Origin of the sequence: Dictyobacter kobayashii, from assembly GCF_003967555.1 — a bacterium.
Lineage (GTDB): Bacteria > Chloroflexota > Ktedonobacteria > Ktedonobacterales > Ktedonobacteraceae > Dictyobacter > Dictyobacter kobayashii.
The window spans coordinates 1547879-1574672 of the sequence record NZ_BIFS01000001.1; the positions used below are offsets into that span (position 1 = coordinate 1547879).

Genomic DNA, 26794 nt, shown 5'->3' on the forward strand with positions numbered 1-26794 from the left:
CGCTTTTGTTCTCACGTATGAAAAAGCAGATAGCCAAGGCGCCCAACTTCTGGATTATTTCGAAAGGGGGTGTCTTGAAGCTGCTTATAGAGCGTCTTGATGCGTTCCAAATTCACACGCGAGCACATTGTACGGGCGAGAGGCAGCGCTTCTTCTACCAGCATCGCTGCTTGCGAATACTCTTTCAGACCGAAACAAGCCTGAGCTTGCAAGATCAACTGGTACACAGAGCGCCTGCCGCTGAGTTGAGAAAAAGAAAGCAGCGTGAGTTCCTGCTGTGCCTCATCAGGATTCCCGAGAGCAATCAACGTTGCGGCTCGATCCAGATGATAGCGTGCTACGTCAACCTTGAGATAGGGCTTCTTTTCTCTTCCTACTTCTGTCCGTTCGACTCTAATAATACGACCAGCCTGATCAAGTTTTTTCAGAACAGCCGTACATTGCTGCTTTGAATCTGCTATCCTGGCCTCAGAGAGGGCTGTTTCGAGCAAAACAGCAGCCTGGAGCGGTGCAGAGACATTGTTCAGCTTCTGCTCGGCTGTATGGTAATCATCCAAAGCCAGAGAAATCTCTCCTTTTTCCAGGTACAGCCCTCCGCGTCTATAGAGCACGTCGGCTTTGAGCTCATCATCATTCAGAAGTACATGAAGATCTTTTGTTTTATTCAAATGTTCAAGTGATTTGCTGAATTTCCCCCTGTCTCGTAAAAGATTGGCTGCATGAATGTGTAATTCGCACAGAGCGGTTACAACCTCTAAACGCTCAGAGGATGCTGTGGTAGGATAGCATTCATATAATCGCTTCAATGTCATATCAAGTGTATGAAATACATCCTGAGAGGCTCCATCATTCTGTATCCAAAAATCCGTCAGCCTGGCTCGAACCTCCTCAAGATCGATCCGGTCTGAAACGATCAGAGGCCTTGGTGCAGACGTACGTTGAGAAATTTTGCTTGACGGATGCGAGAGTGCGGCTAACCCCAGAAGAAGAGGGGGAATGTCGAAAAGATGAGCAAGAAACCTTCTGCGTGGAATGCCATTCAAACCTGTATCCCTTAATTCCATATCTCTCATAGCAAGTTCTTGTTTGCCTAAGACCTGAGCTAAATCGCGTTTTAGAGCAGGTCAATCATCACTTTGATACGATTAGCCAGAAGATTTTGAACAAACAGTTCGAGGTCGTGACCCCCCCTCCACCCTCCGTCTGCCAGAGTTGTGATATCCGCCACCTGTGTAAAAAACAAGGGATGATCTCATTGAATGTGCCAGATTCCCATTAGCATGGGAAGCATAGCGGTCCTGTGTGGGCGGCCGCTGGCGCGCCCGAGCTTTTTTCTTATGTGGTGCAAAAAGTGCGCTGGGAGCACTTTTTGCACCACATAAGGTGACTCGTTTTTTATTATTAGTCTTCTCTATTATTAGTATATCTGCGCCAGATTAGATAACCAATCCCTTGACCGGATGCCAGCAGGGGTGCAGAACGGAGAATCAGTTGTTTATCATCTACCAATTCAATATAGCGCCGTTGGGCCTGGCCTATCCAATTTGGGAATAAGCTGACCTCGACATGGTGAATGACTTCATTGCTATGTAATTCATAGGGGCCGCCATAGGAAACGTAAGAGCGCGCCGCCCCGGCCTGTTCTTCCAGGCTTCCCTCTAAAATATCTCCCGTGGTAAATAGGGGCCGTTCTCCAGCTGCAATTACAGCCGACATATATCCATCGGCGGAATACACTAAATGTCCATTTGCATGCATTCCCCAGGGATAACGGACATCACCATCGCTATAGCGCATCTCTACAGAGACCAATTTCCAGGTGCCAATCAAATCTGTTGGGGAAATATCCTGTTCCATAGATACACCATCCCTCTCAGCTTCAAACCCTTTTTATGGCTTTTACTAGCTATATCCTCTATCACATCCTACAAAACCGATATCCTTTTTTATGTAACCCTGCATCCTCATATTTACCCACAGGCTCATATATTTGTCAAATCATGCACGCCAAAGAGGGTACAACTTTTTGCACAGCAGCTACGTGTAAAGAAGGTACCTTCTATATATTTGTATAAGAGACCCATCATAAATAAAGGATTATTGCACAGGCTCTAGCATTTGGATGTTAGCAATACAGGCATCTTTTATAGCCTGGGTGTACCAAATGATTTCGCTCAGACGTGTAGGATAAAAGCAGGGAAGTCTGTGCGATAGAAAGGTTGAATAGAGATGAGTGCCATAGATAGAGATACAGATACACCATATATTGTGGTAAATGAGCCTCGTTTTACATTAACGAGTGCCAATGCCGCAACGGCAGAAGCGTTAAAGAAGGCTTCCTGGCTGGGTATCGCAGCTGGCTTGCGTTCTATGATGCCGATCGCCGTAATGACTGAGACCAGTTCAAAGTCTTCACCGACGCAGAAAAAGTTGGCGACCTTTCTGGCCGTAGGTGAGGTCATTGCTGATAAATTACCATTTACCCCTGGCCGCGTCACCAAGGGTCCATTCATAGCTCGCATCGCGATTGGGGCAATTTCTGGAGCCTTGCTCTGTAAACGCTTGCAACAGCCGCCATTGGCCGGCGCTATGCGGGGAGCACTGGGAGCCGCCCTGGGAACAACGGCCGGTTATGCCTATCGCACCTTTGCAGCCAATACGACCAGCACACCAGATATTGTCTGGGCACTGGTCGAGGATGGTATCGCTTTTACGCTGGCCGTCAATGCTGCTACACCCGAAAATAAGGCATAGCAGCCAGCCAGCTGGACAACTTAACCCGTACGCTAGAATTTTTTTCCATGCGCCGTCAGGAACCATCAAACTGCACAACTGACTGAGAGCTAGCACCTTAGCCGGGTTGCTTCTCAGTTTCTCGCAAGGTTCCTAGACGGCGCATTTCGGGCCAAAAAAGAGCTACACAAATCACTACTAGCACCGTCCCTATACCTCCTCCCACAACCGACAAGAAGGGACCAAAGAGTTGTGCGGTCAGGCCTGATTCAAAGCCGCCCAGTTCATTGGAAGCACCAATAAAGAGTGAGTTGACCGCTGAGACACGGCCACGCATCTCATTGGGCGTCCTGGTCAGCAAGAGCGAGCTACGGATTACTACACTTACATCATCGAGTCCTCCCAGCAGAAAGAGCATGGCCAGAGAGAGCCAGAATGAGTGCGAGAGGCCAAAGACAATGGTGGCAATGCCAAATCCAGCCACTGCGATCAATAGTGTAGGGCCTGCATGTTTGAAGGGTGGACGATGGGTGAGGATCAGCACGACACAGAGAGCACCAATTGAGGGCGCGGCGCGTAGCCAGCCCAGACCGGTCGGTCCCACGTGCAAGATGTCACGGGCGAAAATTGGTAGCAGGGTCGTGGCACCACCCAGCAGGACGGCAAAAAGGTCCAGCGTAATGGCCGCTAACAGGACTGGCGTGCGGCGTAAAAAGTGAACCCCTTCAAAGACGGTTTTCCAGCTGTTCTCTCCTTTCTTGACAGGCTGCTTCACTACCTGGTGGCGTGCTCGGATAAAGATCAAGAGAATTACAAAAATCAGGGCTGCCAGCGCGTTTAGCGCATAGACGAGGGTCGCACTGTGGAAAAGCGCAACCAGCATACCACCCAGGCCAGGCCCCATTACAGAGGCTAGCTGCCAGGCACTGCTGCTCCAGGTAGCAGAACTTTCAAAGGCCTCTTCAGGAATGGTCTGCGCAGATAAGGCAGAACTGGCCGGACTCAGGAATGCACTGGCCGTTCCGATTACAAATAGACAGCCATAAATAAGGGCGATAGAGCCATGAAAAAAGGAGAGAACAGTCAATCCTAGCGAAGATAAAACCAGGACGCATTGGGAGATAAGCATGATCCCTTTGCGGTTGAAGCGATCGGCAATATGCCCGGCGGGCAACGATAATAAGATAACGGGAATGATTAAAACCAGACCCACACCACCCAATACCAGGGCTGAATTGGTACGATCGTAGAGATCCCAACCCAATGCCACTTCAAGCATCCTTTCACCCATGGAAACGATAAAGGATCCAATGAGTAGAGCCGGAAATCGCGCGAACGCATAGCCAGATACGGATCATGCGCTGGCGGGGTGGCTATCTCTGTGGAAGGAGGCGAAGTGTCAGAAAACGCGGGGCTGGATTGCTGATCGTCCTTGTCGACAAGACTCACGTGTGTACCTCTTAACTAGTTCATTAAATAAACTGTTCAATAACTGAAGATTATAAACGATTATCTACCTGCAACGAGGATGTTCTAATTACAAATAAACTACACTGCCTATGAAGATATATATGGTGGGGAGATCACCTACTAGAAACTATACCATAAAATGAGGCTTATTATGGTTAGTGTTTTTTATAATAAAGCTCTAATCATGGTCCATATCTGCAGGATATTTCTTCAACTGTCAGTTATCGCTAGAAATTACTACCACCTTCGTGTATTATAGTTGACATAAAATTATGGCTGGATAGCCTTTATCTATAACAAAATTATCCTGGTTTCTTATTAGCTGGACTATCTTTCTACAACTCAGACACAAAAGTACGCAGTATTGTACTCAGGCTAAATGCATTGAACTCGTCTGGGAGTTACATTTTCAAAGATTGTCCTTTTATTTTTCGCCAAGAAAACAGGTAGATGATTGGATTATAAATTGCTATGGACAGAAGAAAACAGTCACTGTTGATCTTTCTCTCTGTTGCCATCATTCTGGTGCTGGTACTGGTTGGTTCTCAATACACAAAACAGGCAGGGATACAACAGTCTCGAGTGATAGTTCCATCCGCCACTAATCCCCCGGTAGCAGCGACGTATATTCCTCCGACGCCTCCAGCGCATCGTCCCGCATATAAGCCACGTGCCTTGCCGGGTATACAAAATTGGTCGGGGGTTTCGTCTTTTCTGTTCGGGGCCAATGACGCTTCCTGGGCCTGGTCTAAACAAAATATGGGCAATAATTCATCTGTGCGGGCTACCGTGAGAGCAACCGGTATCACTATTATCCGCACGCCACTGACAAAGGCGGATGCATTGCAGCGCGTCACCGCTATTGAGCAGGCAGGAGCAGTGTGTCTGGGTGTACTACATCCTGAGGATGCCATTCAGGTGGTGCATATGCTGGGCAACCGTTGTAATCTCTATGAATGGCAGAATGAGCCAGATAACGGCGGACCAAATGTCAATGACTATACGCATTCATGGAATCAAACGGTCCCAACGTTGCGCTTAATTAATACCAGGGCGGCATTTATTGGGCCGGCGGTATCATTTGCCAATCTTGAATATATTCAAAGCTTCTTACAACAAACCAAAGCCGCTGGTAATCTGCCTGACGCGGTAAGTTATCATTTATATCCCTGTACCGATCAGTCTATTGCCACCTGCCCGCAACACTTCGGCGATTATGATATCGCGACGCAAAAAGTAAAAACAGTGGTCACCCAGACGCTTGGACATAGTCTTCCGCTGGCTGTAACCGAATGGAACTATAGTTGGAAACCCGGTCAAACGCCACGCGATAATGACTTTATGCGGCAGTTCACTACTGCTTCGCTCCAATCGTTCGTCCGTGAAGGTATTGCTATCTCCAATCAGTTCGATCTGGCCAGTGATGCTGGCTCAGGCTCTCTGGATATGATCGATCCTATGACTGGCATTTCCTACCCACAAAATAAAGCATTCCGTGATTTTGTAGCACGCTATACTCCTAAATAGGAGGAATATATGCATTGCCTGAAGCAGCTACAAATTCTATCTTAGCTGCTTCAGGATTTTTTATGGTAGATTATTACTTTTACTTCCACATGGGTTACAATATGAAATGAGTAAGAATAAAGCGTAACGCACAAATGCGCTATATTTTAACAAAATAGACTAAGGATAGAGTGAAAATATTACTAAGAGTATTATGTTATTGACTTTTTTAAGTCCACATGGTAAAAAATGTATATAAGTTTACAAAAAAAAGGCATGATTTATAGGGATTAGGAGAAGTTTGCTAACAGGAAGTGGGCCTACCATTACCTGAATACACTTACATACTTCTTATTAATCTGCATACACTTTCGCTGGCATTGTTGCCAGTTGGGATTTTTTTGACCCGGATCTTCTTTATTCCTCGGCGTTGATGCCAACCTGCATTTGTTGTTCTAATGCAACCGCAACCATTCTTTGTTCTCCGGCGTTGTCGCCTTTGTTTTCCACTATGATGTATATGCCTGTGGCTATGTATATGCCTGTGGCTGCATCCATTTTATGCTGTGTTTTTGGCGCATCATAATTTAATGCACCGAGCCAATCTATTATGCACCTTTAATCATCTAGCCAATGTATGATCTCTACGCTGAGAAAAAACTATTTTTATATTGTTGTGTGTATATATATTTGTGTGTGTGTAATATATGATGAGCCATCCGTGAATTTAGTATATGCATATACACATATCTCATCTTTATTGAAGGACTATAAATGCTAAAAAACCCCTTTCCTTCTTCACGGAAGACTCCTGACAAAGGTGGAAAGTCGACGCCTCAGCCTGCACAAGATGTTCCTCAGCATAGCCGTGCTGCGCAACAGACATCCGCAGAGGCGGTTGACCAGATCGATTCTACGATCATAAAACCGTCGTATGTATCTTCTCCTGAGATTAATCCATTTGAAGCTACCCAGAAATTACTTGCTTTAACAACTTCTACTCCAGAAGCATATTCAATAGACAGGGTAAGAACCTCTCTTTTGACATCCGAGCCAGATTTTGCATTTGACCAGGATGTTATTAAACCTGTCGCTTATGATTTATCTGTGGTTACGCCCACCCGCAATGAGCGTGATAATGTTGTACCACTATTACAAATTTTGAAATCCTCCCTGGCCGGCGTACGCGTCGAGGTTATCTTTGTCGACGATAGCGATGATGAGACACCTGAAGTAGTGAAAGAGGCTGCGCAAACATTAGATTCTCCATTCTTTCAGGTGCGTCTTGAGCATCGCGTAAAAGGTCCTGAGCGTGCAGGCGGACTGGCAACGGCGGTTGACCTGGGTCTGCATGTCGCTCAAGCACGCTATGTGGCCGTGATTGATGCCGATCTACAACATCCACCCGCACAATTACGGGTTTTCTATGATGAAGCAGTCAAGCAAGATGTGGATCTGGTGCTGGCCAGTCGTTATATTAAGGGCGGTAGCCCCGGTGGCCTGGATGGTCCGAGCCGTCTCTTTTTCTCTGTTGGCCTGAAGTGGGTGGCAAAAATTCTTTTCCCGACCCAACTGGCTGGCGTTTCGGACCCCCTCGGTGGTTTCTTTCTCCTCAAACGTTCCCTGCTCAACGGCGTTACCTTGCGGCCGATTGGCTATAAAATCTTGTTAGAGATTATGGTCCGCTGCCAATGGGATAGTCTGGTTGAGGTGCCTTATCATTTCCAACAACGTGAACATGGTGAGAGCAAGGCGGACTTCCAGCAAGGCGTTCGGGCTTTGCAGCATATGGGACGCCTACTTAAAGAGGTTCCAGCGGCCGGGCGGATCTGGAAACTGCTGGCTGTAATCCTGCTCAATGCGCTGGCTTTCGTTGGCATGGCTCTCCTCTATCCTTATGCTACCAGCATCTGGAATCCTTTGAGTACATTCATCTTTGTGGCCCTTGCCCTGATCAATTTAGGATTATTAAATCGCTTCATCTTTCCCGCCCGTCTTGAGAAGGATGATCAGCATGACATTAACTCACTCGTCTCGGTCGATCAAGAACTGACCTCGGTAATGCCAGCGGTGACGGCTGCTACCTTACAGTCACGGGTAGAAACGCAGCTTGAACGCCTTGCTCACCAGCAAACAGTGAAGAGCGCAAGTATGCCAGTTACTCCTGGGCATATCGTCACCAGAAAAGCTAGCCGCTCAAACAAGTTGCGCACATTGCTAGTCCCGCTACTGGTATTGGTCACTTTGGGCTGGATCGGATATATGGCCCTGGGCTTGATGAGCTATGCATTGCCAAATGCCTGGGTCATTATCGCTGCTCTCTTCTTTGGACTGGGCATTTCGCTTACTTCCGCCCACAAAAAGGTCAATTACCATCAAATCATTACGATGCTACTGGCAATCGCCGTTGGTATCTCGTTTATGGACTATGTGAGCTGGCGCTTTGAGGTCACAAACTGGGCTGGCTGGTGGATCGCTGTCCCATTGCTGTTCGCGGAGACACTGGGTGCCATTCACACGGTAGGCTTGCAGTTTACCCTCTGGCCACGTGCCCAGTTGACGTTGCAGCGTACCGAAGATCCTACCCGCTATCCCATTTTTGTCTTTATCCCCACCGTCAATGAGGGGGTCGCGATCCTCAGACCGACCTTAAAAGGTATTTTGGCGGCCCGCGATCGCTACCTGGAGAAATATCCTCATGGCGAGGTTAATATTGTGCTGTGTAATGATGGCTATGTGGCTAAGGCTCCAGATTGGCAAGCGACAGAAGAGTTGGCCAGGGAAATGGGTGTGATCTGTATCACGCGCACACAGCCAGGGGGCGCCAAGGCTGGCAATATTGAGCATGCGCGCCAACAATTAAAAGCCACTGGCAATGCCTTGATGATCATCTTTGATGCTGACCAGGTGGCAAAAGAGGATTTCTTGCTGAAAACGATACCTTCTTTTGCTGATCCACGAGTTGGTTGGGTCCAGACGGGCCAGTATTATCGCAACCTGGAAAATCCAGTCACGCGCTGGGCCGATGATCAGCAAGCTATGTTCTATAATTTGCTCTGTCCTGGTAAAGCGACCTGGAATGCGGCCTTCATTTGTGGCACGAATGTGGTGATTCGGGCCCGCGCCTTAGATGAAATTGGCGGTCTACCACAGGACTCGGTGACCGAGGATTTCGCGGCTTCGATTGCCTTGCATACACGCTGGAAAAGCATCTATCTGACCGATGTGCTGGCCACTGGCCTGGGTCCAATGGATATGCCCGCTTATTTGAAGCAGCAGCGCCGCTGGGCTATTGGTACGTTGGGTGTGATGCGTGAGCATTGGCGTGATATCCTTTTGCCGAAAAAGGGTGGCTTGAGTCTGGGACAACGTATTCAGTACTTCCTGGCCTGTACACATTATTTATGTGGCGTGCGCGATCTGATCTACCTGGTCTGTCCACTACTCTTCATCTTTACCAGTATTCCCGCTGTCCGAGGCTCTACACTGGATGCCTTCCTCTGGCATTTCTTGCCTTACTTTTTGTCTAGCGCAGCCGTTCTCTGGTATGCGGGAAGAGGCATTACAGGCTTGCGAGGCATTATTATCGGCTTCGGCTGCTTCCCGGTACTGTTAGAGAGCCTCGCCGCGGTCATTTTTAAACGCAAAGTTGGTTTTACAGTTACTTCGAAGAAGCGTGGCACGAAAAGTTCGGGATCACATCTCTGGATCTATGTGGCATTCGTGGTGGCAGGTATTGCGGCGATCGGGTATGCCTTACATTCCAATGTTCAACAGCGGGTCTCGCTCTTGATTAGTGTGCTATGGGTCATCTATGCACTCGCGATGTTAAGCAGTTTCTTATGGCTCTGCTATAGCGATTGGCACTCTCAGAAGTCTGAGCAGAAAGCCAGTGCCAATGTAACAAATGAGAGCTATGAATATCCTACGCGTGTACCCCAGCGTATGCATGGCATCCGCTCAGCCTGGAATACCGCCCTGGCCTTTGCCCTGGCTGCCTTGATTTTTATAAGCTCAGTTATCCATTCTGATGGTGCGGCAGCAACCGCCTTCCCTATCAGTCTCAATCAGGGACATCCACCCTACCTGGGAGTTTCCTTACCTGTCTCGCTGCTCAAGCAGCGGCCAGCCCAATTAGAGCAGAAATTGGGGACCCAACTGGGGGTTGTGGGACGCACCCAGGAGATCAATGATCAATTTGATCGACCCTGGGCCGATCAATTGGCTGCCCACCATAGCACTCCGTGGATCACATTACAGTTTGGTTCTTTCCAGGCTAATGGTCTGCCAGCAAATAATGCCAGTCTGCTATCTATCGCTAATGGTTTGCATGACGATGCGCTTAAACGCTGGGCTCAGCAGATTCGCGCTTATGATAAACCGGTCTATATCACCATCCTGTTGCATGTTGATCGTAACTGGTCGCTCTCATCGGCGGTGGCCAATGGTGGCATTCCTCAGGATGCTCCTCGTGCCTGGACACATGTGCAAACAATCTTCCAACAACAAGGAGCGGCGAATGTCTCCTGGGTCTGGTCGCCTGCTGATCCGGCGCATGATCAGCCCTATGCTCCACCCGCTTCAAGCACTGATGCCGTTCTGTTAAGCATGATTAGCTATCCCAAAACGAAGTGGACTGATCCTCAACATGCGATCGATGCTGTAGTACAGCGCTACCCCGATAAGCCCATTATGTTTGAGGTAAGTGCAGCCGGCACGGTGCAACAAAAGGCTGCCTGGCTACAAAAGGTAGGAATGGCTGTTGAGCATACTCATGACATCTATGCATTGATCTATCACGATGCATCGCCTGCGCTCAAGAGCACTGTGCAAGAGAATAATCGGTGGTCAATGCTCTCTGATCCTGCATCTACGCAGGTGATGCAGCAGATTGCGGCACAGTTGGGACAGCGATGAGTATCCGTAGTTTGAAGCATAGAAAGATAGGAGTATGAGACTGTGATAGCGACATCTGTGCCAGAGTTTGAAACACGCCATATTACAAAAAAACAATTTGCGTTCGGCACCATTATCGCGCGCTGGCCTTTGCTGGTGATCCTGGCCTTCCAGGCTATCATCTCGCTGGTTACACTGCATAATACCGCTTTCCAGGATGAAGCTTTGTACCTTTATGCGGGCCAGCAGATCTTCAATCATTGGATGGGGGTCCTCCTGTTTTGGACCCCTATGCCACTTACTTCTCAGGCTATCCCTACTTCTATCCAGTCATTGGCGGTCTCCTTGATCGGCTCGGTGGGGTAGAGTTGGCGCGCGCCTTTAGTTTGTTGTGCATGATGGGGGTAACCTCCTGCGTTTATACGGTGACGCAAAAGTTGTTCAGTCGCAATGCGGCAATCTTTGCGGCGGCCCTCTATGTAAGCCTGGGATCGGTGTTGTTTGTGGGTCGCCTGGCAACATATGATGCATTATGTATGCTGCTGCTCGGCATTGCAACGGTACTTGCCTACCAGGTAAGCCTCAAACGCAATCCCTGGCTGGCAATCTGGATTGGCCCGTTGTTGATCCTGGCGGTAGCAGCCAAGTATGCCGCCTTGCTCTTCTCCTTGCCGGTACTGGGTATCCTGATTCTGTTCAGCCTGCAGAAGCAGGGCTGGTGGCCCATGGTGCTGCGGGTAGTGATCGTTATCGTAACGTCAGCACTCGTTGGTGTTCTGGCTTACTACTTTATGGATAAAGCTGTCCTGCAGGGTCTGAGCCTGACAACCACCAATCGGGTCGCGATTATTCAGCGTTCTCCCTGGCAATTGTTGGTGCGCGTCTTACAATTGGGTGGTATAGCTTACGCGTTGGGCATCGCGGGGATCTACCTGCTTTTCAGAGAAAAACGCTATCGCTGGCTGGCATTACTGCTCTTCGGATCTTCACTGCTGGTCCCTGCCTACCACATCTATAAACAGGAATATGTATCACTGGATAAGCATATGGCCTTTAGCCTTTTCTACGCTATGCCTTTAATGGGTTTTGCACTGTCCAGGCTTTCAGGCTATACGCGGCAGCGACTCTCGATTGGTCGCCATTGGTTGGCAGGCCTGGCAATTGTGCTGCTGGTGTTCACGATCGGTACGCAACAGGCAGAAACCATTTATGCAGGTTGGGCCAATACCACTGATTTGAGCTACGAGCTCCATACACAGTTGCGTGCTGGCAGTGGTCGCTATCTGTCAGAAGATATTGAGGTGGCGCGCTACTATGCTGAAGATGTCAGTGACTCCTGGCAATGGAACGGCGTCAACTTCTTCTACTATACCGATCCACAGAAAAAACAATTCAGTGGCAATGACGCCTTTACCCGGGCGATCGATGATAGCTACTTTGATGTGGTTGAGCTCAGCTTCAATTATCAACCCTATCAATCACATTTTATCGCCCAACAAATGGCGGCCAGCAAAAATTATAACCTGGTAGCCAGAGTAAAATTCCAGAACTCCTTTGGCATTGGCTATTATTACCTCTGGCGTAAAGCGACACCGGGTCAGGGAAACTTCACCAGCCTCTCTCAAGTGAAGCAATAGTAAATTTTTCATACTGCTTTGAACGTTTTATTATATGTTGTAGAAAACATACGCCGTACGTTTTCTACAACATATAATAAAATCTGTTCGGGCGTGCCAGAGCAAGCACGCAAAGGAACAAAACTCTCCACCACTAAGTACCGGCATCAAAGGTACATGGCTATATATTTCACCAACAGACAAAAAATATTAATCTTTTGTATCACCAAATACTTTCATAAATCAAAAGATATTATTGCACTCACACAAAAACCAGCTTATGTTCCATTCCCCTATTACTAAAGGCGGATAAGATCTTTTTTTGAGAATAGATTGTGTTACAATACTAGTGTATGGAATCATTTGCAATCACAAATGTTGGCCATTCTCCCAACCTTGTTTTTTGGAGCCCGATTCCTTATCTTTCTTCGTCAATTATACGTATTTTGTCTTTTTCTATATCGATATACTAGACGGCATGCTAGACGATTCATTTCTTCGATCATTTTGTCATAGCCCTGTATATTTAATTGCAGCGGCAAACTTAACATCTATTAACTCTTTTGTGCATTTTATGACTATATGCAATAAAGAGATAGATAACAGGTTGACTTACAAAGAGGGTTTACGGTGTATAATATCGGCCAATCCACTCTCCTCCAATTAATACAGGAATACAGGCAGAACGGACGCCTGCGTGCGCAACTACCTGATGGAGTATTTGGGCTCTATGGTGGTTATGTCTTTGTTGATATGGTTCAGGGCAGTGCTGTTTCGTGTTTTATTATTAATGCACAGGGTCAGTTGCTTTCTTCTGGTAATGAGGCTCTCAATGCGATCGCTTATGTGGGGGCTCTGGATTGGACGGTTATGCAGGAATATGTACAGACCAGTCCACGTCTGCCGGCGATCAGCCAGAATACTTCACAGACCAGCCCACGTCTACCTGCGATCAGCCAGAATACCTCGGGCTATCTACCCGCTATTACTACCCAGTACATTGGGCGTGGCTCCGCTCCCCATCCAGCGACTAATTTTGTGCCACAAAGATTGGTGTATATCGATACTGCGATCCTGATGCGCTTTCCACGGCACATGAAACGTGTACTGGTGCTGGTGGACGGTACACGGACAGTTGGGAAGATTGCATCGATTCTCTCTCCTCATGAGGATCGCATTCGCGAGGTGTTGCAAGTTCTACGTGACCTTGAAGATATGGGTATCCTGAGCATTAAGCGCTCATAGCTTGCTCCAACCAGGCACCCTGCTCAGGATATTCTTTGCCCGCATCAAGTGATGATCCGATAGCACATTCTCTATCCACCACCGGCCAGGGTGATAATCTCTACTTTGTTGCCTTCCTCTAATACGGTATGCGCGAAGGCGCTACGTGCGATAATCTCTCCATCCAGTTGCACTACTACATAGACTGCTTTGACATTGCAGAGCTGTAAGAGCTCTTCAACACTACTACCACGCGCTATGCTGCGTGGCTGTCCATTGGTGAGGATCGAGATGACCGCTGCATCGGTGGGTACTTCTTCCATAAGTTGACTGCTGCCTCCTTTCTTTTAAGATAGGCCAATGGCTTGACGCAATTCTTTTACACTGGCCGCCACATCCTTTGCGCGCAGGATAGCTGAAATAACCGCGATGCCATCAGCACCAGCCTGCATCACCTGTTCAGCATGCGCGGCTGTAATCCCGCCAATCGCATAGAGCCGACAGGTTGACTGGCTGGCCTTGATATGCCGTAACAGTTCCAGCCCACTGACCGCTCCATCCGGATGCGAGGCCGAAGCAAAGATGGTACCGGCCAGCAGGAAGTCGGCGCCTTGCTGCCAGGCTGAGTCTGCCTCTTCCACACTATGAATCGAGGCGCCCAGATATGCCTGTGGGCCCACCAGTTGGCGGGCCACGGGTAGCGGCAAGCTTTTCTGGCCCAGTTGAAAACCCGATGCGTGTACAGCTAATCCCACATCCAGGCGATCGTTGACAATCAAAGGTACTTCATAACATTCACAGAGTGGAGCTACTACGCGGGCCAATTCATACAATTGTGACGCTGAGAGTTGCGGGCCACGCAGTTGCAGCATGTTTATCCCGGCATCCAGCGCGTACTGGATACGGGCTAGCAAGTCGGGCATGTCTGGATCTGTCACCAGGCAAAGCTGGGGTTGAACAAGCGGCGCGCGCATAAGCATGTGCCTAGCTTCCCAATGCCGGCAGACCGGTCAATGGACTGCTGGCGGTGGCATAGACCTGGCGCGGAATACGCCCGGCCTGGAATGCGGCACGCCCCGCCTCTACCCCTAATTTCATCGCGTGCGCCATCTGTACAGCATTCTGTGCTTTGGCGACCGCGGTATTAATCAAGCAGGCGGAGGCACCCAGTTCCATGGCCAGCGCGGCATCTGATGGAGCACCAATGCCGGCATCGACTACTACAGGTACCTGCGCCTGCTCGATAATAATTTGAATCTGTGGCAGGTTCAGCAAACCCTGGCCTGAGCCGATGGGCGAACCCAGGGGCATCACCGTTACCGCCCCGACATCCTGCAGGTAGCGAGCCAGGATCGGATCAGCATTGATATATGGCAGGACCTCAAAACCATCCTCGACCAGAATCTTTGTCGCTTCTAAGGTCGCGATAGGGTCTGGCAAAAGATATTGTGGATCGGGTATGACCTCTAGTTTGACCCAGCGTGGCAGACCCATCGCCGCCGCCAGTTGGGCGGTCTGCACCGCCTCCTGCACCGTTTTGCAGCCAGCGGTATTGGGCAGAATTGTATAGCGCTGCGGATCAATAAAATCAAGCAGACCCGGCTGGCCGGTATTTGAGAGGTCTAAACGTCGTAGAGCTACGGTGATAATTTCAGCTCCGCTGGCTTCCAGGCTATCTCGCATCTCTTCAAAGCTGCGGTACTTGCCGGTTCCCAGCAATAGCCGCGAAGAAAATTCACGGGAACCAATCTTCAATTTGTCCATCGCATGCTTACCTTTCCAAATGCTTTTAACATGCCATTCAATCGTATGAGCGCAGCTGCCTGACAGGCGCCCCGTTTCCTTGCCACTGATCGCTTCGAAAAGTTGAACCAGTGGCAGCGGAGCTAGCCGCGTCCAAGCGGCGTTTACGATTGCTTTTCAATAGCAGACTATGCGTGCGAGGGGAAGAGTATTGTATGGAGAGGAGGAATACGGCCCAACCAATCAGGCAGATATACTCCATCTGATCGAGCCTCTGGCGCTGCGTTTCCTTCGCTGGCATTATCCAGTTCAGGTGATAAGGGTCCTCCACACACTACGGTGGTGCTCTCAGCCCGGCTGCACCGAGCTCCCCTAGCAAACCGATTACTACTTCTATTGTAGCCAAAGATCCTTTATCATTCAAGGTGAACTTTTCACTTGCCAGGACTATTTAATGTTCCTCTTTGGCGCCTGCGGCGCCGGGTTGGGGTGTGGAGTGTATGTGGTGGGCGGCCGCGGCCGCCCACCACATACACTCCACACCTGAAAGATGGACATTCTCTGGACGAACATTAAATAGCCCTGTTCACTTGCCGGGCTTACCAACATTCAAGCGAGCTTTATTTTTCTGCCGCAATAACTTGTTATCTTTGTGCAACAAATCGTTATATACTATGTGACGGTAGTTCTTACCCGTTGGTGCCATTCTCTTCGTCTAGCCTTCTGCTAGTGCATATTTTCTAGCCGATTTCTGCCTTGTTTTGACCCTGCTAAGCGCAATACAGTGTTGTACCCTGTAAGATTTTTGTTGTCCAAATAATTAAAAGGACTGAAAATGTATGAGGAATTACGGTAGGGATGCCCTGGATGCAATGACGCGCCCCCGCTCAATTTCCTGGCGCCTTTCACTATTGTTCTGTATGATGTTGCTCCTCTTTGTTCAGGTTCTACGCTCTTCTTCATCCGTGAACGCAGCCACTTCCAGCGCGGCTCCCGGTGGACCTGGCGATCTCTCTTATTTTGACCTGGCACGTAAGGATTGTGTCGGTACAGCCAGAAACACGACCTCTAAGGTCTGGTTTACGCTGGCCGATGGGGTTCTGAGCGACGTCTATTATCCAACTATCGATAATACCAATGTAAAGACGCTGCAATTTATTGTGACCGATGGCAGCACTTTTACCGATCTCCAGACCCGTGACACGACCTATACGGTGCAGGAGTTGAATGGTCCAACCCTGGCCTGCCGTGTGACGGCGACCGCGAAGAGTGGCAAATACCGCGTGGTGACGGACTATGTGACCGATCCGGCTCGCAATGCCGTGGTGATGAGGATGCACTTCGAGCCTCTCAGCGGCAAGCTCTCAGACTATAAATTTTATTTACGCTATGATCCAACCATCAATGGAAATGGTGGTGGTGGCACTGGCAATGGCGGGGCCGATAATGCGACGGTAGACACAACGACCGGACACGCGTTACCGGTGGCATTTGATACCCAGACCACGACCAACGCGGTCAATCGCGATTATGGGGTTCCAGTCTATAGCGCATTGGATGCTTCTTCCCCGTTTACCCAGGTCTCGAATGGATTTGTGGGTACCGATAGCGACGGTTTAAAGCAGCTCGATACCTCACACACGTTAAGCTCACTGTATAGCACAGCCTCCAATGGAAATGTCGTGCAGACCGCGCAGGCCGATATCTCTCATGGTGGTGAGCTAACCCTGGGGCTGGGCTTTGGACAGACTCAGGCAGACGCTGTGAAGACGGCACACGGCGCAGTGGGGCAGAACTTCAATTCTGTGCTGGCAAAATATACGGCTGGCTGGCTGCAATATGATGCAAAATTGACGTTGCGCCGCTTCTTCCCTGCAGCGAAATCCAGTTCCAGTGTCGATTTTGCACGCTTGCTCAATGAATATTATCTCAGCGTCAATGTCGTGAAGGCCTCAGAGGACAAGACATTCCCTGGCGCACTTGTGGCGGGTCTGGCCTCTCCGTGGGGACAGGCCACCTCGGCTGGTGATCCCAATAATACCTACTTTGGTTCGTATCGCGAGGTTTTCGCCCGTGATCTGTATGAGACCTGGACGGCTCTGTATACGGATGGCGATCAGGAGACAGCGCGTGACGCGGTCAATTTCCTGTTCTATCATCAGCAACAGGCGGATGGTTCGTTCCCACGCAATAGCTTGCTGAATGGTAAGACCGCACCCGATTCGTTCAATACACAGCTGGATGAGAACAGCTATCCTATTCTGATGGCCGATCAGATGGGTATGACGGGCAGCGATCTCTATCAAAATCATATCAAGCGGGCAGCAAATTTTGTGGTCAGCCATGGCCCTTCCTTTGGTGTGGAGCGCTGGGAGGAACAGGGTGGCTACTCGCCTTCGACCATCTCGGCCGAGATTGCGGGCCTCGTTGCTGCCGCTGATATCGCGCGTAAGAACCATGATCTGCAGAGCGCTAATCTCTGGCTGGGAGTGGCCGATGACTGGCAGCGGTCCATCAAAAAATGGACGGTGACCACCAATGGCCCGCTCTCCTCGCAACCCTACTTTATCCGCCTCTCTAAAACGGGTGATCCTAATGCGGCCATTACCTACAACCTGGGAAATGGTGGACCAACCCTGGATCAGCGCTCGGTCATTGATGCTGGTTTCCTGGACCTGGTGCGACTGGGCGAGTTGTCTGCCAGCGACAAGGATGTAGTGAACTCACTCTCCGTGGTCGATAAGACCATTAAGGTCCAGACCCCGAATGGTCCTGGCTGGTATCGCTACAATGGGGATGGCTATGGCGATGGAGCACAGGATGGACATCCCTGGGCGCCAAGCGGCAAAGGCACAGGACATCCCTGGCCGGTCCTGGCGGCAGAGCGTGGCGAGTATCAACTGGCAGCTGGCGATGCCTCAACGGCTGTCTCGCTACTGGATACCATGCAGAAATCCAGTTCGGGCGTGGGCTTAATGCCCGAGCAAGATTGGGAATTGCCAGATCTTGCGGCTTCACCTTATGGCACTGATCCAACCACGGCATCCATTGGATTTCAGACCGGCAAACCTGATGGTTCGGCCTCTCCCTTAACCTGGGCCGTCGCATCATATGTGCGCCTGTTCAACGATACGCTGTCCAATAAAGTGATCGAGCAGCCGCAGAACACCTACAATCGCTATGTCGCGCATACAGTTGCGCAGACCCAGCTGAGCGTGGCTACTCCTGCGAACCTCTCGTCGGTAAGCGCCTCGCCCGTCGTGGTGACGGGACAGACCGCTCCAGGCAATACGGTCTATGTTTCCGCCACCAATACCGATCAGCAGAACCAGACCAGCACGGTACAGGCACAGGTGGCGGCGAACGGCTCATTTACAGCTTCGCTGCCGATCACGGGGGGCACAACCGTGCTCAATACTGTAGCGGTCAGCCCTGCTGGAGCAACCGCCCATGACCAGCGGACGGTGGTCTATGACTTTACACCGGGCAAGCTCGTCTATGATGCCAGTGATCCAAGCAATGACGATAACGGCCCGGGCAACTATGCTTACCCGACGGCATCTGACTTCCATCCCGGAGCCTATGATATCCAGGACTTCCGCATCTATGACGATGGAACCAACATCATCTTCAAACTACAAACCCGCGACCTCTCCCCAACCTTCGGGAGCCCGCTGGGTGCGCAGTTAATAGATGTCTACGTCCACAGCCCGGCGGCAGGCGCGACCTCCACGGCCGCGGCTTATCCGCAACGCAACTATACCATCGCACCTGGAGCAGCCTGGAGCCAGTTGATCGAGGTGCAAGGTTTCGGGCAACGCTACGTCGATGCCAGTGGTAAATCGCTGGGGACCGTACAGATCAGCGCCAACGCCATTTCGCGCTACATCACCTTCAGTGTACCGAAAGCCACCTTTGGCACACCAGCATCCGGCTGGGGCTTTACCGTCACATTGACAGGACAGGATGGCTACAGCCCGGACCTGGCACGAGCCTTTACAGCCACTCCCGGTGCCTACTCCTTTGGAGTCTGTGCCACCGCCAGTAGCGACCCACATTGTACCGTTGATCCAAACACGGTGCCCAAAGTCATGGACACCATCACACCCGCCGGCGTCAACCAGTCCGACGAACTGGACTACACCAAACACGCCGTCGTCCTACAAGATATAACCATACCCTAAAGTCATCCCACCCATACCAAAGGGGGCCGGAGAGCAATCTCCGGCCCCCTTCATACAGGACTTTTTAATGTTCCTCTTTGGCGCCTGCGGCGCCGGGTTGTGATGAGGAGTGTGTTTGGTGGGCAGCTGCGGCCGCCCACCAAACACACTCCTCATCACACACATGACGGCCATTCCCTCCTCTCCCCCATCAAACCTGCCTTCCTCTCTTCCTTCCCATCAAACCTGCCTTCCTCTCTCTTCCCCATCAAACCTGCCTTCCTCTCTCTTCCCCAGCATGCCAGTCCCCGCTAATCCCCTTCCCCCTCCTCCCGCCGCAGGCGGGAATAGAAGAGCTACCACCAAATGCCAATATGTTATATGAGTTTTTGAAAAACCCATATAACATATTGCAATTCTTTGTTCTATTTGTTATAGTATAAGTATTACAAAGCATTGAAAGGGTTGAGCCATGTTTTTGATGATCGAAATCGATAGTGACAAACCCATCTATATGCAAATACGCGACCAGATTATCGAAGGCATTGCTAGTGGACAGCTGCCAACAGGCACAAGTCTACCATCCATCAGGCAACTAGCCTCTGACTTTGGCGTCAACCTGCATACAGTCAATAAGGCTTACGACCTATTGGAACGTGAAGGATTTATCCAGCTCAGGCGTAAGACGGGAGCCGTAGTACAGGTCACGCCACGCTTATCCGATACCTGGAAGGAGCGGCAACGCACACTTCTAGCCGAGGCCTATGCAAAAAACGTTCCTGCTGAAGAAATCTTACAACAGTGTCAATTCATTTTAGACGAGTTTGCTGCGCAGCATAGACTACACAACAGCTCACAGAATTGGAGCCAACAATGACTGCTACATATATACTTATGAGCATCATTTCCCTCATCCTGGTCATTTCCGCATGGTCCTGGACACTGATCATGCCTCCAACACTGCCATTTGGGGTGCGTATCCCCCCGATCGCGTCGGCGCACCAATAATCGCGCACGTTAAACGCGACTATACAACTGGCTTGATTGTGATCGCATTGCTAGTGGGAGCCGCCAGCTGGTTCTTTGCAATGTATAATTCACTGATCTATACAAGCCTGGGTGGCATCCTGGTGACAACGGTGCTGGTCTACTTCAATTACTATAGTGCACATAAACGTATCGCGCAGGTGAAGGAGCGCGAGGACTGGTATCATGGACTGCACCAGGCGGTAATGGCGGATATCGGCCGCTCACAATCCGCGGTTCGCCGTCCTTCGCTGGTCTGGTTCCTGCCTTCACTGCTGATCCTGATCGCAATCATCGTGATCGGTATTCTGCGCTATCCAGCCTTGCCAGCGATGATCCCGACCCACTTTGGCGCCGATGGGCAGCCCAACCAGTGGACCGACAAAGCAGTGGCGCTCTGGACGCTTCCACTGCCAGCGCTGCTGGTTACAGCCCTGCTATATGGCCTGGCCTATTACCTGCCCCATACACGCCAGCAGCTCGATCCAGCCAATCCTGAGGCAGACCTTGAGCGTCAGCACGCGTTGCGGCAAGGCACCAGCAGACTACTGCTGGTTATTGCTATCACAACCAATTTCATCTTCCTGTTTACAGCGCTGCTTGAGTTTGGTCTCCTACCACAGAGCAGCTCAGTCGTTGTCCTGCCTGTGGTTATCGCCATCACCCTCCTGGTGATAGCCGGGGTCATCGTCTACCTGACACGCCTGGTCGCTAGCAAGAACCAGAGCCAGAGCCCACGACCAGATACAGACAAAAAGTTTGTGGCACGCGACGACGACCGCTACTGGATTGGCGGCCTCTTCTATTATAATCCTGACGATCCCGCCCTCTGGGTCGAAAAGCGCATGGGCCTTGGCTGGACCATCAACTTCGGCAACACCACCGGTAAGATCGTTACGGTCGCCTTTATATTGATCATCGTCATCTCATCCTTATTGCCAATCTTACTCAGACACTAATAATCCTATAAATAGAACTACGCATATACATAGCAGGAGACCCATAGCCGCTGGTTGGCAGCTATGGGTCTCCTGCTCTTTTTAGCCTTAAAGGCTAGCCCATTTGGCGACCCAATAAATCCAATTCAATAAATATAGACAGCATTATCACATGAATTTTCAGTGTTGTAATGCGAGGACCTGTAACAAAAAAGTGGAGACCCGTAACCTGAAAAGGAGACCCGTAACCATTTATTAACCTTTGCCAACATGAGGACCTCTCGGCAAAAAGGAGACCCAAACGCAAAAAAGGAGACCCGTCGCATTGTTCTTTGCCAACCAAAATGAGGACTTTTACAGCAAAAAGGAGACCTGAATGACAAAACGAGGACTTTTACGAGCTCGCCACTCTCAAAAATGGAGACTTTTACGCAAAAAAGGAGACTTGAGTCTCCTCCCTATCGATTATCGATTAATGTAATATATAATAAATTATATATTACTTCTCTAGCGATAACGTTAATCGATATAGCAGTCGCCCCTGACATTTTCTCAACCAAAAAGTATTGTGTAATATTTTTTCGTCTATTTCACAACTATTGACATTTTTCTCACCTCCTGCTACACTAGCAACATGCTGCAATGAGAAACAGCAATCAACCCATTGCGCATACACCTCCCGCTGAGAATCCTCTCAACTTCATCCAGAGATCACGAGCAAGCGATAAAATGGACATTATTTCAGGGATGGAGTGCGTGTGGTGGGCGGCCGCAGCCGCCCACCACACGCACTCCGCCCCCCCAACCCGGCGCAGCAGGCGCCAAAGAGGAACATGAAAAAGCCGGGCCGAAACAATGGGACTTTGGTTTGTTTTTCAATGACGTGCTATAATACTACAGGCACTGCTTTTGGCTTCTGGCTTTTCCACCACCGCGGCATGTCGCCCCGCCCAGTCATACTTCTGTTATCTCTGATTAATATGTTACTGTCTCTATAGGCGTGACTGGCATACGGTCTGGTGGTTAGATAGAGGATTGTCAACAGTAGCATGGATGTGCAGAGGACTGGCAACAAGCTGTGATTCTCTACATCTCCTGACCCACCCTATCTGGCTCATAGATGAGTATATTTGCTATGATCGCCTGCTTGCTTTTGATACAATAATCAGTCATACTTCTGGTGAGATAAATGGATATAGCTTTTACTGATAATGCGTGTAATACAAATCATTCGGGGTCCCCTCTCTATGACCGAGACCATTTTGTGACAACGTTCCAGCAAGCTACGGAATGCGCGGCCCAGCTAGGGCGCCAGATTCTGGTCAGCATTACGTTCCCCATGGCTGTCTATGATCCACAATTGTTGTTTACTATCTTCCATCATCTCAACCTGGGCGATCGTTTCTTCTGGTCACGTTCCGCGGATGAGCGGGCGCTGGTTGGGGTTGGACAGGCAACGACGATTGTGACGACTGGCCCTGAACGAGTGGCTACGGCCGCTGCGGCCTGGCGCGAGCTCCGCCAGCATGCGATTATAGAAAAGGTATCCGCTGACCTCCCTGCGTACACTTCTGGTCCCGTACTCCTGGGTGGTTTTACCTTTGACACGCTCACAACTCATACCTCTCTATGGGAAGGTTTTCCCGACGGTCTCTTGATCCTCCCTTATCTGCTTTTTCATTCCGATGAAGATAAGGCGGCCCTGACGATCAATGCGCTGATCGGCGCTGATGACGCCTTTGAGCAGCGCGCGGATAATGTTGTGGGGACCCTACGACAACTGGCGCTGGCGCTACAGGCCAGCCAGCCAGCCACGGCGGTCAGCGAGGATGAGGCCCGGCAGGCCAGTGAGCTGGCTGTACACGATCTGCTGCCCGGCGAGCAATGGAAAAAACAGGTGGCCCGGGCTGTGGAGAAGATCCGCGCCGGTGCATTTGAGAAGGTGGTGCTGGCTCGCGGCGTGCAGGTGGCACAGGAAGAAGACTTTGATGTGGATGGCACCCTGCAACGCTTGAGCCAGTCCTATCCAGGTGCTTATGTCTTCGCCATCCAGCGCGGCAAACGCTATTTTGTGGGCGCGACCCCCGAACGCCTGGTCTGTAGTGAGGATGGTCAGATTCAGACCATGGCCCTGGCCGGATCAGCTCCGCGCGGCGCGACTGCTGAGGAAGATCAACGCTTTGGCGAGGAGCTGTTGAAGAGCGAGAAGAATCAGGGTGAGCATAACTTTGTGGTGACGACGATCCATGATGCCCTCTCTACCCTCTGCTCACGCGTCTGGGTAGCAGATGCGCCACGGCTGCTCAAGTTGAAGAATATTCAGCATCTTGAAACACCGATCATGGGCAATCTCAAACCCGGACATAGCATCCTGGAGGCAATTGAGGATCTGCATCCCACGCCGGCGGTTGGCGGCTATCCACGTATCCCTGCTCTGGCTTCAATTCGTGAAGATGAGCATTTGGATCGAGGCTGGTATGCAGGCCCCATCGGCTGGATCGGGACCGGGGGCAATGGGGAATTCGCGGTCGCCCTGCGCTCAGGGCTGGTGGAGGGCCACCAGGCCACGCTCTTTGCTGGCTGTGGTATTGTGGCCGATTCCGATCCTGAAAGCGAATATCAGGAGTCCTGCTTGAAGCTGCAAGTGATGCTACGTGGTCTCGGCGGAGAAATGTGAGAAATTCTATGGCACAAGTAAATACAATCAATGATCCACTCCAGGCGGAGAATCCTACCTATGCGTATGTGAATGCTTTTATCGATGAGTTGCAACGCTCGGCTGTCCATAATATTGTGATCTGTCCCGGTTCGCGCTCAACACCGCTGGCGATGGCGATCGCGGCCCATCCCGGCCTCAAGACCTGGATGCATGTAGATGAGCGCTCGGCCGCTTTTTTCGCCCTGGGACTGGCAAAACAGTCGGGACAACCGGTGGCCCTGGTCTGTACTTCTGGGACTGCGGCAGCCAATTTCTTACCTGCCATAGCTGAAGCTAAGCTGACCCATGTGCCATTATTGGTTTTGACTGCTGATCGGCCTCACGAGTTGCGTGAGACCGGGGCACCCCAGGCCATTGATCAGAATCGACTCTATGGAACGCATGTCAAATGGTTTGTTGAGGTGGCCTTGCCCGAAGCGACCAATGAGGCCCTGCGCTATATTCGCACCCTGGCAGATCGGGCGGCGGCCCTGACGCGTGCTGTTCCAGCTGGTCCCGTCCATCTCAATCTGCCTTTCCGTGAACCACTGACGCCCGCCCCCTTGCCCGATCATCCCTTACCACCAGTTGAGCGGCGCGATCCCATTCTCTGGCAAGGTAGAGCTGAAAATGCTCCCTATGTGCGCGTGAACGATGCCCCGCTGGGTAGTATCGCCGACGAAGATCTAGAGCAGATCGCAGCACAGGCCCGCGCGACCGCCCACGGACTGATTGTGGTTGGACCCTCCTTCGATCCCACCCTGACAACGCCTCTCCTGCAACTGGCCCGCACCCTGCGCTATCCCATTCTGGCTGATCCACTGTCACAGCTGCGCGGCGGCTCGCATGATCAGAGCTTGATTGTGAGCAGCTATGATGCCTTTTTGCGCCTGGAAGACTTTACCGAGCGCTTTGTGCCTGAGCTAGTCATTCGCTTTGGGGCCATGCCGGTGGCTAAACCATTCCTGCTTTATCTTAACCGCTATGCCGATTGCCCGCAGATCGTGGTCGATGCTCAGGGAGACTGGAATGAGCCAACCAGACTGGCCACCCATATGATCCATGCCCGGCCAGCCGCCTTTTGTGAGGAGCTGACGGCGCGCTTAACACCACCACCTGTGCGCGGTGATGAGTGGCTACAAGGCTGGCTACAGACGGATCGGACGACGCGCCAGACCTTGCAGGCCGCGATTGAGGATTTCCAGGCCCCTTTTGAGGGGCGTGTCTTCACCGAGCTGGCAGCATTATTGCCCGAGGGTTCAACGCTCTTTGCCGGTAACAGTATGCCGATCCGCGATATGGATACATTTTTCTGGGGTGGCCCACAGACCATCTCCACCATTGGCAATCGCGGTGCCAATGGCATCGATGGCGTCATTTCAAGCGCCCTCGGTGTCAGCGCGGGCAAACAGGCGCGCACCCCTACGGTCCTGGTCATTGGAGACCTCTCCTTTTTCCATGACCTCAATGGATTGCTGGCGGCACGATTACACCAATTGGACCTGGTAATCATCTTAATTAATAATGATGGGGGCGGTATCTTCTCGTTTCTACCACAGGCCGCCTATCCAGAACATTTTGAACAGTTATTTGGCACTCCAACGGGGCTTGAATTTCAGCCGGTAGTACAGATGTATGGTGGCACATATCAACGGCCAGCCGACTGGAGCGCTTTTCGTCAAACATTCCAGCAGAGTATTCAAACGCGAGGACTCCATGTTATTGAGCTGCGCACCGAGCGTACCAGTAATGTTGCTATGCATCGTCAATTGTGGCAGGCAGTAGGGAGTGCGCTTCGTAACCAGGAGGACTAAACAGACAATGGGTATGCACATTCCCCAGCATCGAGAGAACGTGATCCGACAAATCGAGGTCAATGGAGTACAAATGGGCCTGCTTCAATACAATCAGGCTGAGGACATGGCTGTAGACCAGCCAACAGTTGTCTTTGTCCATGGCTTTACGGGTTGCGCGACCAGTTGGGAACCATTGTTGAAGCATTTAGCCACACAAGGTATGCATATCATCGCTCTGGAAATGCTGGGACATGGTCATTCGAGTGTACCCGATGATCCCCAGCGCTATACTATGGAACATTGTCAGGCGGATATTCTGGCCGCCCTGCATACCCTGGCGGTTCCCGCTGGTAAGGCGATCCTGGTTGGCTATTCAATGGGTGGACGTATCGCCCTCTATACGGCGCTCTCGGGCTATTTCAGGGCCGTGATCCTGGAAAGTGCTTCTCCTGGCTTAGCCTCGGCCGAGGAGAGGGAACAGCGCCGCCGTAGCGATGAAGCGCTCGCCGCCTGTATCGAAGATTATGGCATCGATGCGTTTGTGGATTATTGGGAACGCCGCCCGATCTTTGCCAGCCAGGAGCGGCTGCCGCTCAAGGCGCGGGCCACCCTGCGCCAACAACGCCTGCGCAACAATACGCGTGGACTGGCCAACAGCCTGCGTGGCGTTGGCACTGGCGCCCAACCAGCCATCCACGATCGCCTGGCCGAAATCACGGTTCCGGTCCTCCTGCTTACAGGAGAAGACGATCAAAAATTCTGTGCAGTAGCTCGCGACATGGCCGAACACTTTCCACAGTCCCAGCACCGCATTATACCCGGCGCCGGACACACTATCCACTTTGAGCAACCGGAAGTATTCGAAAATATCGTCCGCAAATTCTGTCACACTGTGCAATAATAATAGTGAACAAAGCAGGCAGAAATACAGAGAATCCTGGCCCACTGACTGGGAGACCAGCGGTTGTGCCTCCATCCTCGTTTT

At 50.9% G+C, this 26794-nt stretch carries 18 protein-coding genes and 1 riboswitch; of the genes, 12 read left to right on the forward strand and 6 right to left on the reverse strand.

Translation table 11 applies throughout. The features are described from left to right. Positions 1 to 11: 11 nt before the first annotated feature. Together EL645_RS06870 and EL645_RS06875 are read right to left on the reverse strand one after the other, a co-directional pair. Positions 12 to 1073: a hypothetical protein gene (locus EL645_RS06870; RefSeq protein ID WP_126549330.1), complete on the reverse strand. Its 1062-nt coding sequence runs from the start codon at positions 1071 to 1073 to the stop codon at positions 12 to 14. A gap of 328 nt (positions 1074 to 1401) precedes the next feature. Further along, positions 1402 to 1857 (reverse strand): lipocalin-like domain-containing protein, encoded by a 456-nt coding sequence (locus EL645_RS06875; RefSeq protein ID WP_126549331.1) that lies wholly within the window; start codon positions 1855 to 1857, stop codon positions 1402 to 1404. 372 nt (positions 1858 to 2229) lie between these two features. Between EL645_RS06875 and EL645_RS06880 the strand changes: the two genes are divergently transcribed. Further along, positions 2230 to 2754 (forward strand): hypothetical protein, encoded by a 525-nt coding sequence (locus tag EL645_RS06880; protein ID WP_126549332.1) that lies wholly within the window; start codon positions 2230 to 2232, stop codon positions 2752 to 2754. A gap of 97 nt (positions 2755 to 2851) precedes the next feature. Here EL645_RS06880 and EL645_RS06885 read toward each other — a convergent pair whose 3' ends face one another. Continuing rightward, on the reverse strand, positions 2852 to 4003 hold the full coding sequence (locus tag EL645_RS06885; protein ID WP_246035298.1) for an MFS transporter: 1152 nt from the start codon (positions 4001 to 4003) through the stop codon (positions 2852 to 2854). A gap of 671 nt (positions 4004 to 4674) precedes the next feature. Here EL645_RS06885 and EL645_RS06890 point away from each other — a divergent pair. The 5 genes from EL645_RS06890 (at position 4675) to EL645_RS06910 (ending at position 13466) form a co-directional block, all read left to right on the forward strand. Continuing rightward, positions 4675 to 5730, forward strand: coding sequence for a hypothetical protein (locus EL645_RS06890; RefSeq protein WP_126549334.1), 1056 nt, complete (start codon positions 4675 to 4677; stop codon positions 5728 to 5730). A gap of 753 nt (positions 5731 to 6483) precedes the next feature. Beyond that, positions 6484 to 10626 carry a glycosyltransferase gene (locus tag EL645_RS06895; RefSeq protein WP_126549335.1) on the forward strand — a complete coding sequence of 1381 codons (4143 nt, stop codon included), beginning with the start codon at positions 6484 to 6486 and terminating at the stop codon, positions 10624 to 10626. Between the two features lie 42 nt (positions 10627 to 10668). After that, on the forward strand, positions 10669 to 10971 hold the full coding sequence (locus EL645_RS06900) for a hypothetical protein (RefSeq protein ID WP_126549336.1): 303 nt from the start codon (positions 10669 to 10671) through the stop codon (positions 10969 to 10971). Then, positions 10887 to 12242 carry an ArnT family glycosyltransferase gene (locus EL645_RS06905; protein ID WP_126549337.1) on the forward strand — a complete coding sequence of 452 codons (1356 nt, stop codon included), beginning with the start codon at positions 10887 to 10889 and terminating at the stop codon, positions 12240 to 12242. The genes EL645_RS06900 and EL645_RS06905 overlap by 85 nt, the downstream gene beginning before the upstream one ends. A gap of 609 nt (positions 12243 to 12851) precedes the next feature. Next, positions 12852 to 13466: a hypothetical protein gene (locus EL645_RS06910; RefSeq protein WP_126549338.1), complete on the forward strand. Its 615-nt coding sequence runs from the start codon at positions 12852 to 12854 to the stop codon at positions 13464 to 13466. A 71-nt stretch (positions 13467 to 13537) separates the two neighbouring features. Here EL645_RS06910 and thiS read toward each other — a convergent pair whose 3' ends face one another. The 3 genes from thiS to EL645_RS06925 are packed head-to-tail and all read right to left on the reverse strand — an operon-like array spanning position 13538 to position 15209. Further along, positions 13538 to 13768: a sulfur carrier protein ThiS gene (thiS, locus tag EL645_RS06915; RefSeq protein WP_126549339.1), complete on the reverse strand. Its 231-nt coding sequence runs from the start codon at positions 13766 to 13768 to the stop codon at positions 13538 to 13540. A gap of 24 nt (positions 13769 to 13792) precedes the next feature. Continuing rightward, positions 13793 to 14425, reverse strand: coding sequence for a thiamine phosphate synthase (gene thiE, locus EL645_RS06920; RefSeq protein ID WP_126549340.1), 633 nt, complete (start codon positions 14423 to 14425; stop codon positions 13793 to 13795). A gap of 4 nt (positions 14426 to 14429) precedes the next feature. After that, a complete protein-coding gene (locus EL645_RS06925) occupies positions 14430 to 15209 on the reverse strand; it encodes a thiazole synthase (protein ID WP_126549341.1) in 780 nt (259 codons plus the stop codon). A gap of 247 nt (positions 15210 to 15456) precedes the next feature. Then, positions 15457 to 15572: riboswitch (TPP riboswitch) on the reverse strand. Positions 15573 to 16027: 455 nt separating this feature from the next. On the opposite strand from EL645_RS06925, the gene EL645_RS06930 reads away from it, so the two are divergent. The 6 genes from EL645_RS06930 to menH all read left to right on the forward strand — a co-directional run bounded on the left by EL645_RS06930 (position 16028) and on the right by menH (position 26710). After that, complete coding sequence (locus EL645_RS06930; protein WP_246035299.1) at positions 16028 to 19372, forward strand: glucodextranase DOMON-like domain-containing protein; 3345 nt, start codon at positions 16028 to 16030, stop codon at positions 19370 to 19372. A 451-nt stretch (positions 19373 to 19823) separates the two neighbouring features. Beyond that, complete coding sequence (locus EL645_RS06935; RefSeq protein ID WP_126549342.1) at positions 19824 to 20228, forward strand: GntR family transcriptional regulator; 405 nt, start codon at positions 19824 to 19826, stop codon at positions 20226 to 20228. 52 nt (positions 20229 to 20280) lie between these two features. Then, entirely contained in the window at positions 20281 to 21336 is a 1056-nt protein-coding gene (locus tag EL645_RS06940; RefSeq protein ID WP_126549343.1) for a DUF1648 domain-containing protein, read from the forward strand. Between the two features lie 1168 nt (positions 21337 to 22504). Continuing rightward, entirely contained in the window at positions 22505 to 23992 is a 1488-nt protein-coding gene (locus EL645_RS06945) for an isochorismate synthase (RefSeq protein WP_126549344.1), read from the forward strand. Positions 23993 to 24000: 8 nt separating this feature from the next. After that, on the forward strand, positions 24001 to 25827 hold the full coding sequence (gene menD, locus EL645_RS06950) for a 2-succinyl-5-enolpyruvyl-6-hydroxy-3-cyclohexene-1-carboxylic-acid synthase (protein WP_126549345.1): 1827 nt from the start codon (positions 24001 to 24003) through the stop codon (positions 25825 to 25827). 7 nt (positions 25828 to 25834) lie between these two features. Next, positions 25835 to 26710 (forward strand): 2-succinyl-6-hydroxy-2,4-cyclohexadiene-1-carboxylate synthase, encoded by an 876-nt coding sequence (menH, locus tag EL645_RS06955; RefSeq protein WP_218031773.1) that lies wholly within the window; start codon positions 25835 to 25837, stop codon positions 26708 to 26710. The last annotated feature ends 84 nt before the right edge of the window (positions 26711 to 26794 follow it).

Bases quoted from the DNA above. Each gene is read 5' to 3' on its own strand.
- EL645_RS06880 (WP_126549332.1), top strand. From the start codon at position 2,230: ATGAGTGCCATAGATAGAGATACAGATACACCATATATTGTGGTAAAT.
- menH (WP_218031773.1), top strand. From the start codon at position 25,835: ATGGGTATGCACATTCCCCAGCATCGAGAGAACGTGATCCGACAAATC.
- EL645_RS06870 (WP_126549330.1), bottom strand. From the start codon at position 1,073: ATGAGAGATATGGAATTAAGGGATACAGGTTTGAATGGCATTCCACGC.
- thiE (WP_126549340.1), bottom strand. From the start codon at position 14,425: ATGCTTATGCGCGCGCCGCTTGTTCAACCCCAGCTTTGCCTGGTGACA.
- EL645_RS06935 (WP_126549342.1), top strand. From the start codon at position 19,824: ATGTTTTTGATGATCGAAATCGATAGTGACAAACCCATCTATATGCAA.
- EL645_RS06945 (WP_126549344.1), top strand. From the start codon at position 22,505: ATGGATATAGCTTTTACTGATAATGCGTGTAATACAAATCATTCGGGG.
- EL645_RS06890 (WP_126549334.1), top strand. From the start codon at position 4,675: ATGGACAGAAGAAAACAGTCACTGTTGATCTTTCTCTCTGTTGCCATC.
- menD (WP_126549345.1), top strand. From the start codon at position 24,001: ATGGCACAAGTAAATACAATCAATGATCCACTCCAGGCGGAGAATCCT.
- EL645_RS06940 (WP_126549343.1), top strand. From the start codon at position 20,281: ATGGTCCTGGACACTGATCATGCCTCCAACACTGCCATTTGGGGTGCG.
- EL645_RS06875 (WP_126549331.1), bottom strand. From the start codon at position 1,857: ATGGAACAGGATATTTCCCCAACAGATTTGATTGGCACCTGGAAATTG.
- EL645_RS06925 (WP_126549341.1), bottom strand. From the start codon at position 15,209: ATGGACAAATTGAAGATTGGTTCCCGTGAATTTTCTTCGCGGCTATTG.
- EL645_RS06895 (WP_126549335.1), top strand. From the start codon at position 6,484: ATGCTAAAAAACCCCTTTCCTTCTTCACGGAAGACTCCTGACAAAGGT.
- thiS (WP_126549339.1), bottom strand. From the start codon at position 13,768: ATGGAAGAAGTACCCACCGATGCAGCGGTCATCTCGATCCTCACCAAT.
- EL645_RS06930 (WP_246035299.1), top strand. From the start codon at position 16,028: ATGAGGAATTACGGTAGGGATGCCCTGGATGCAATGACGCGCCCCCGC.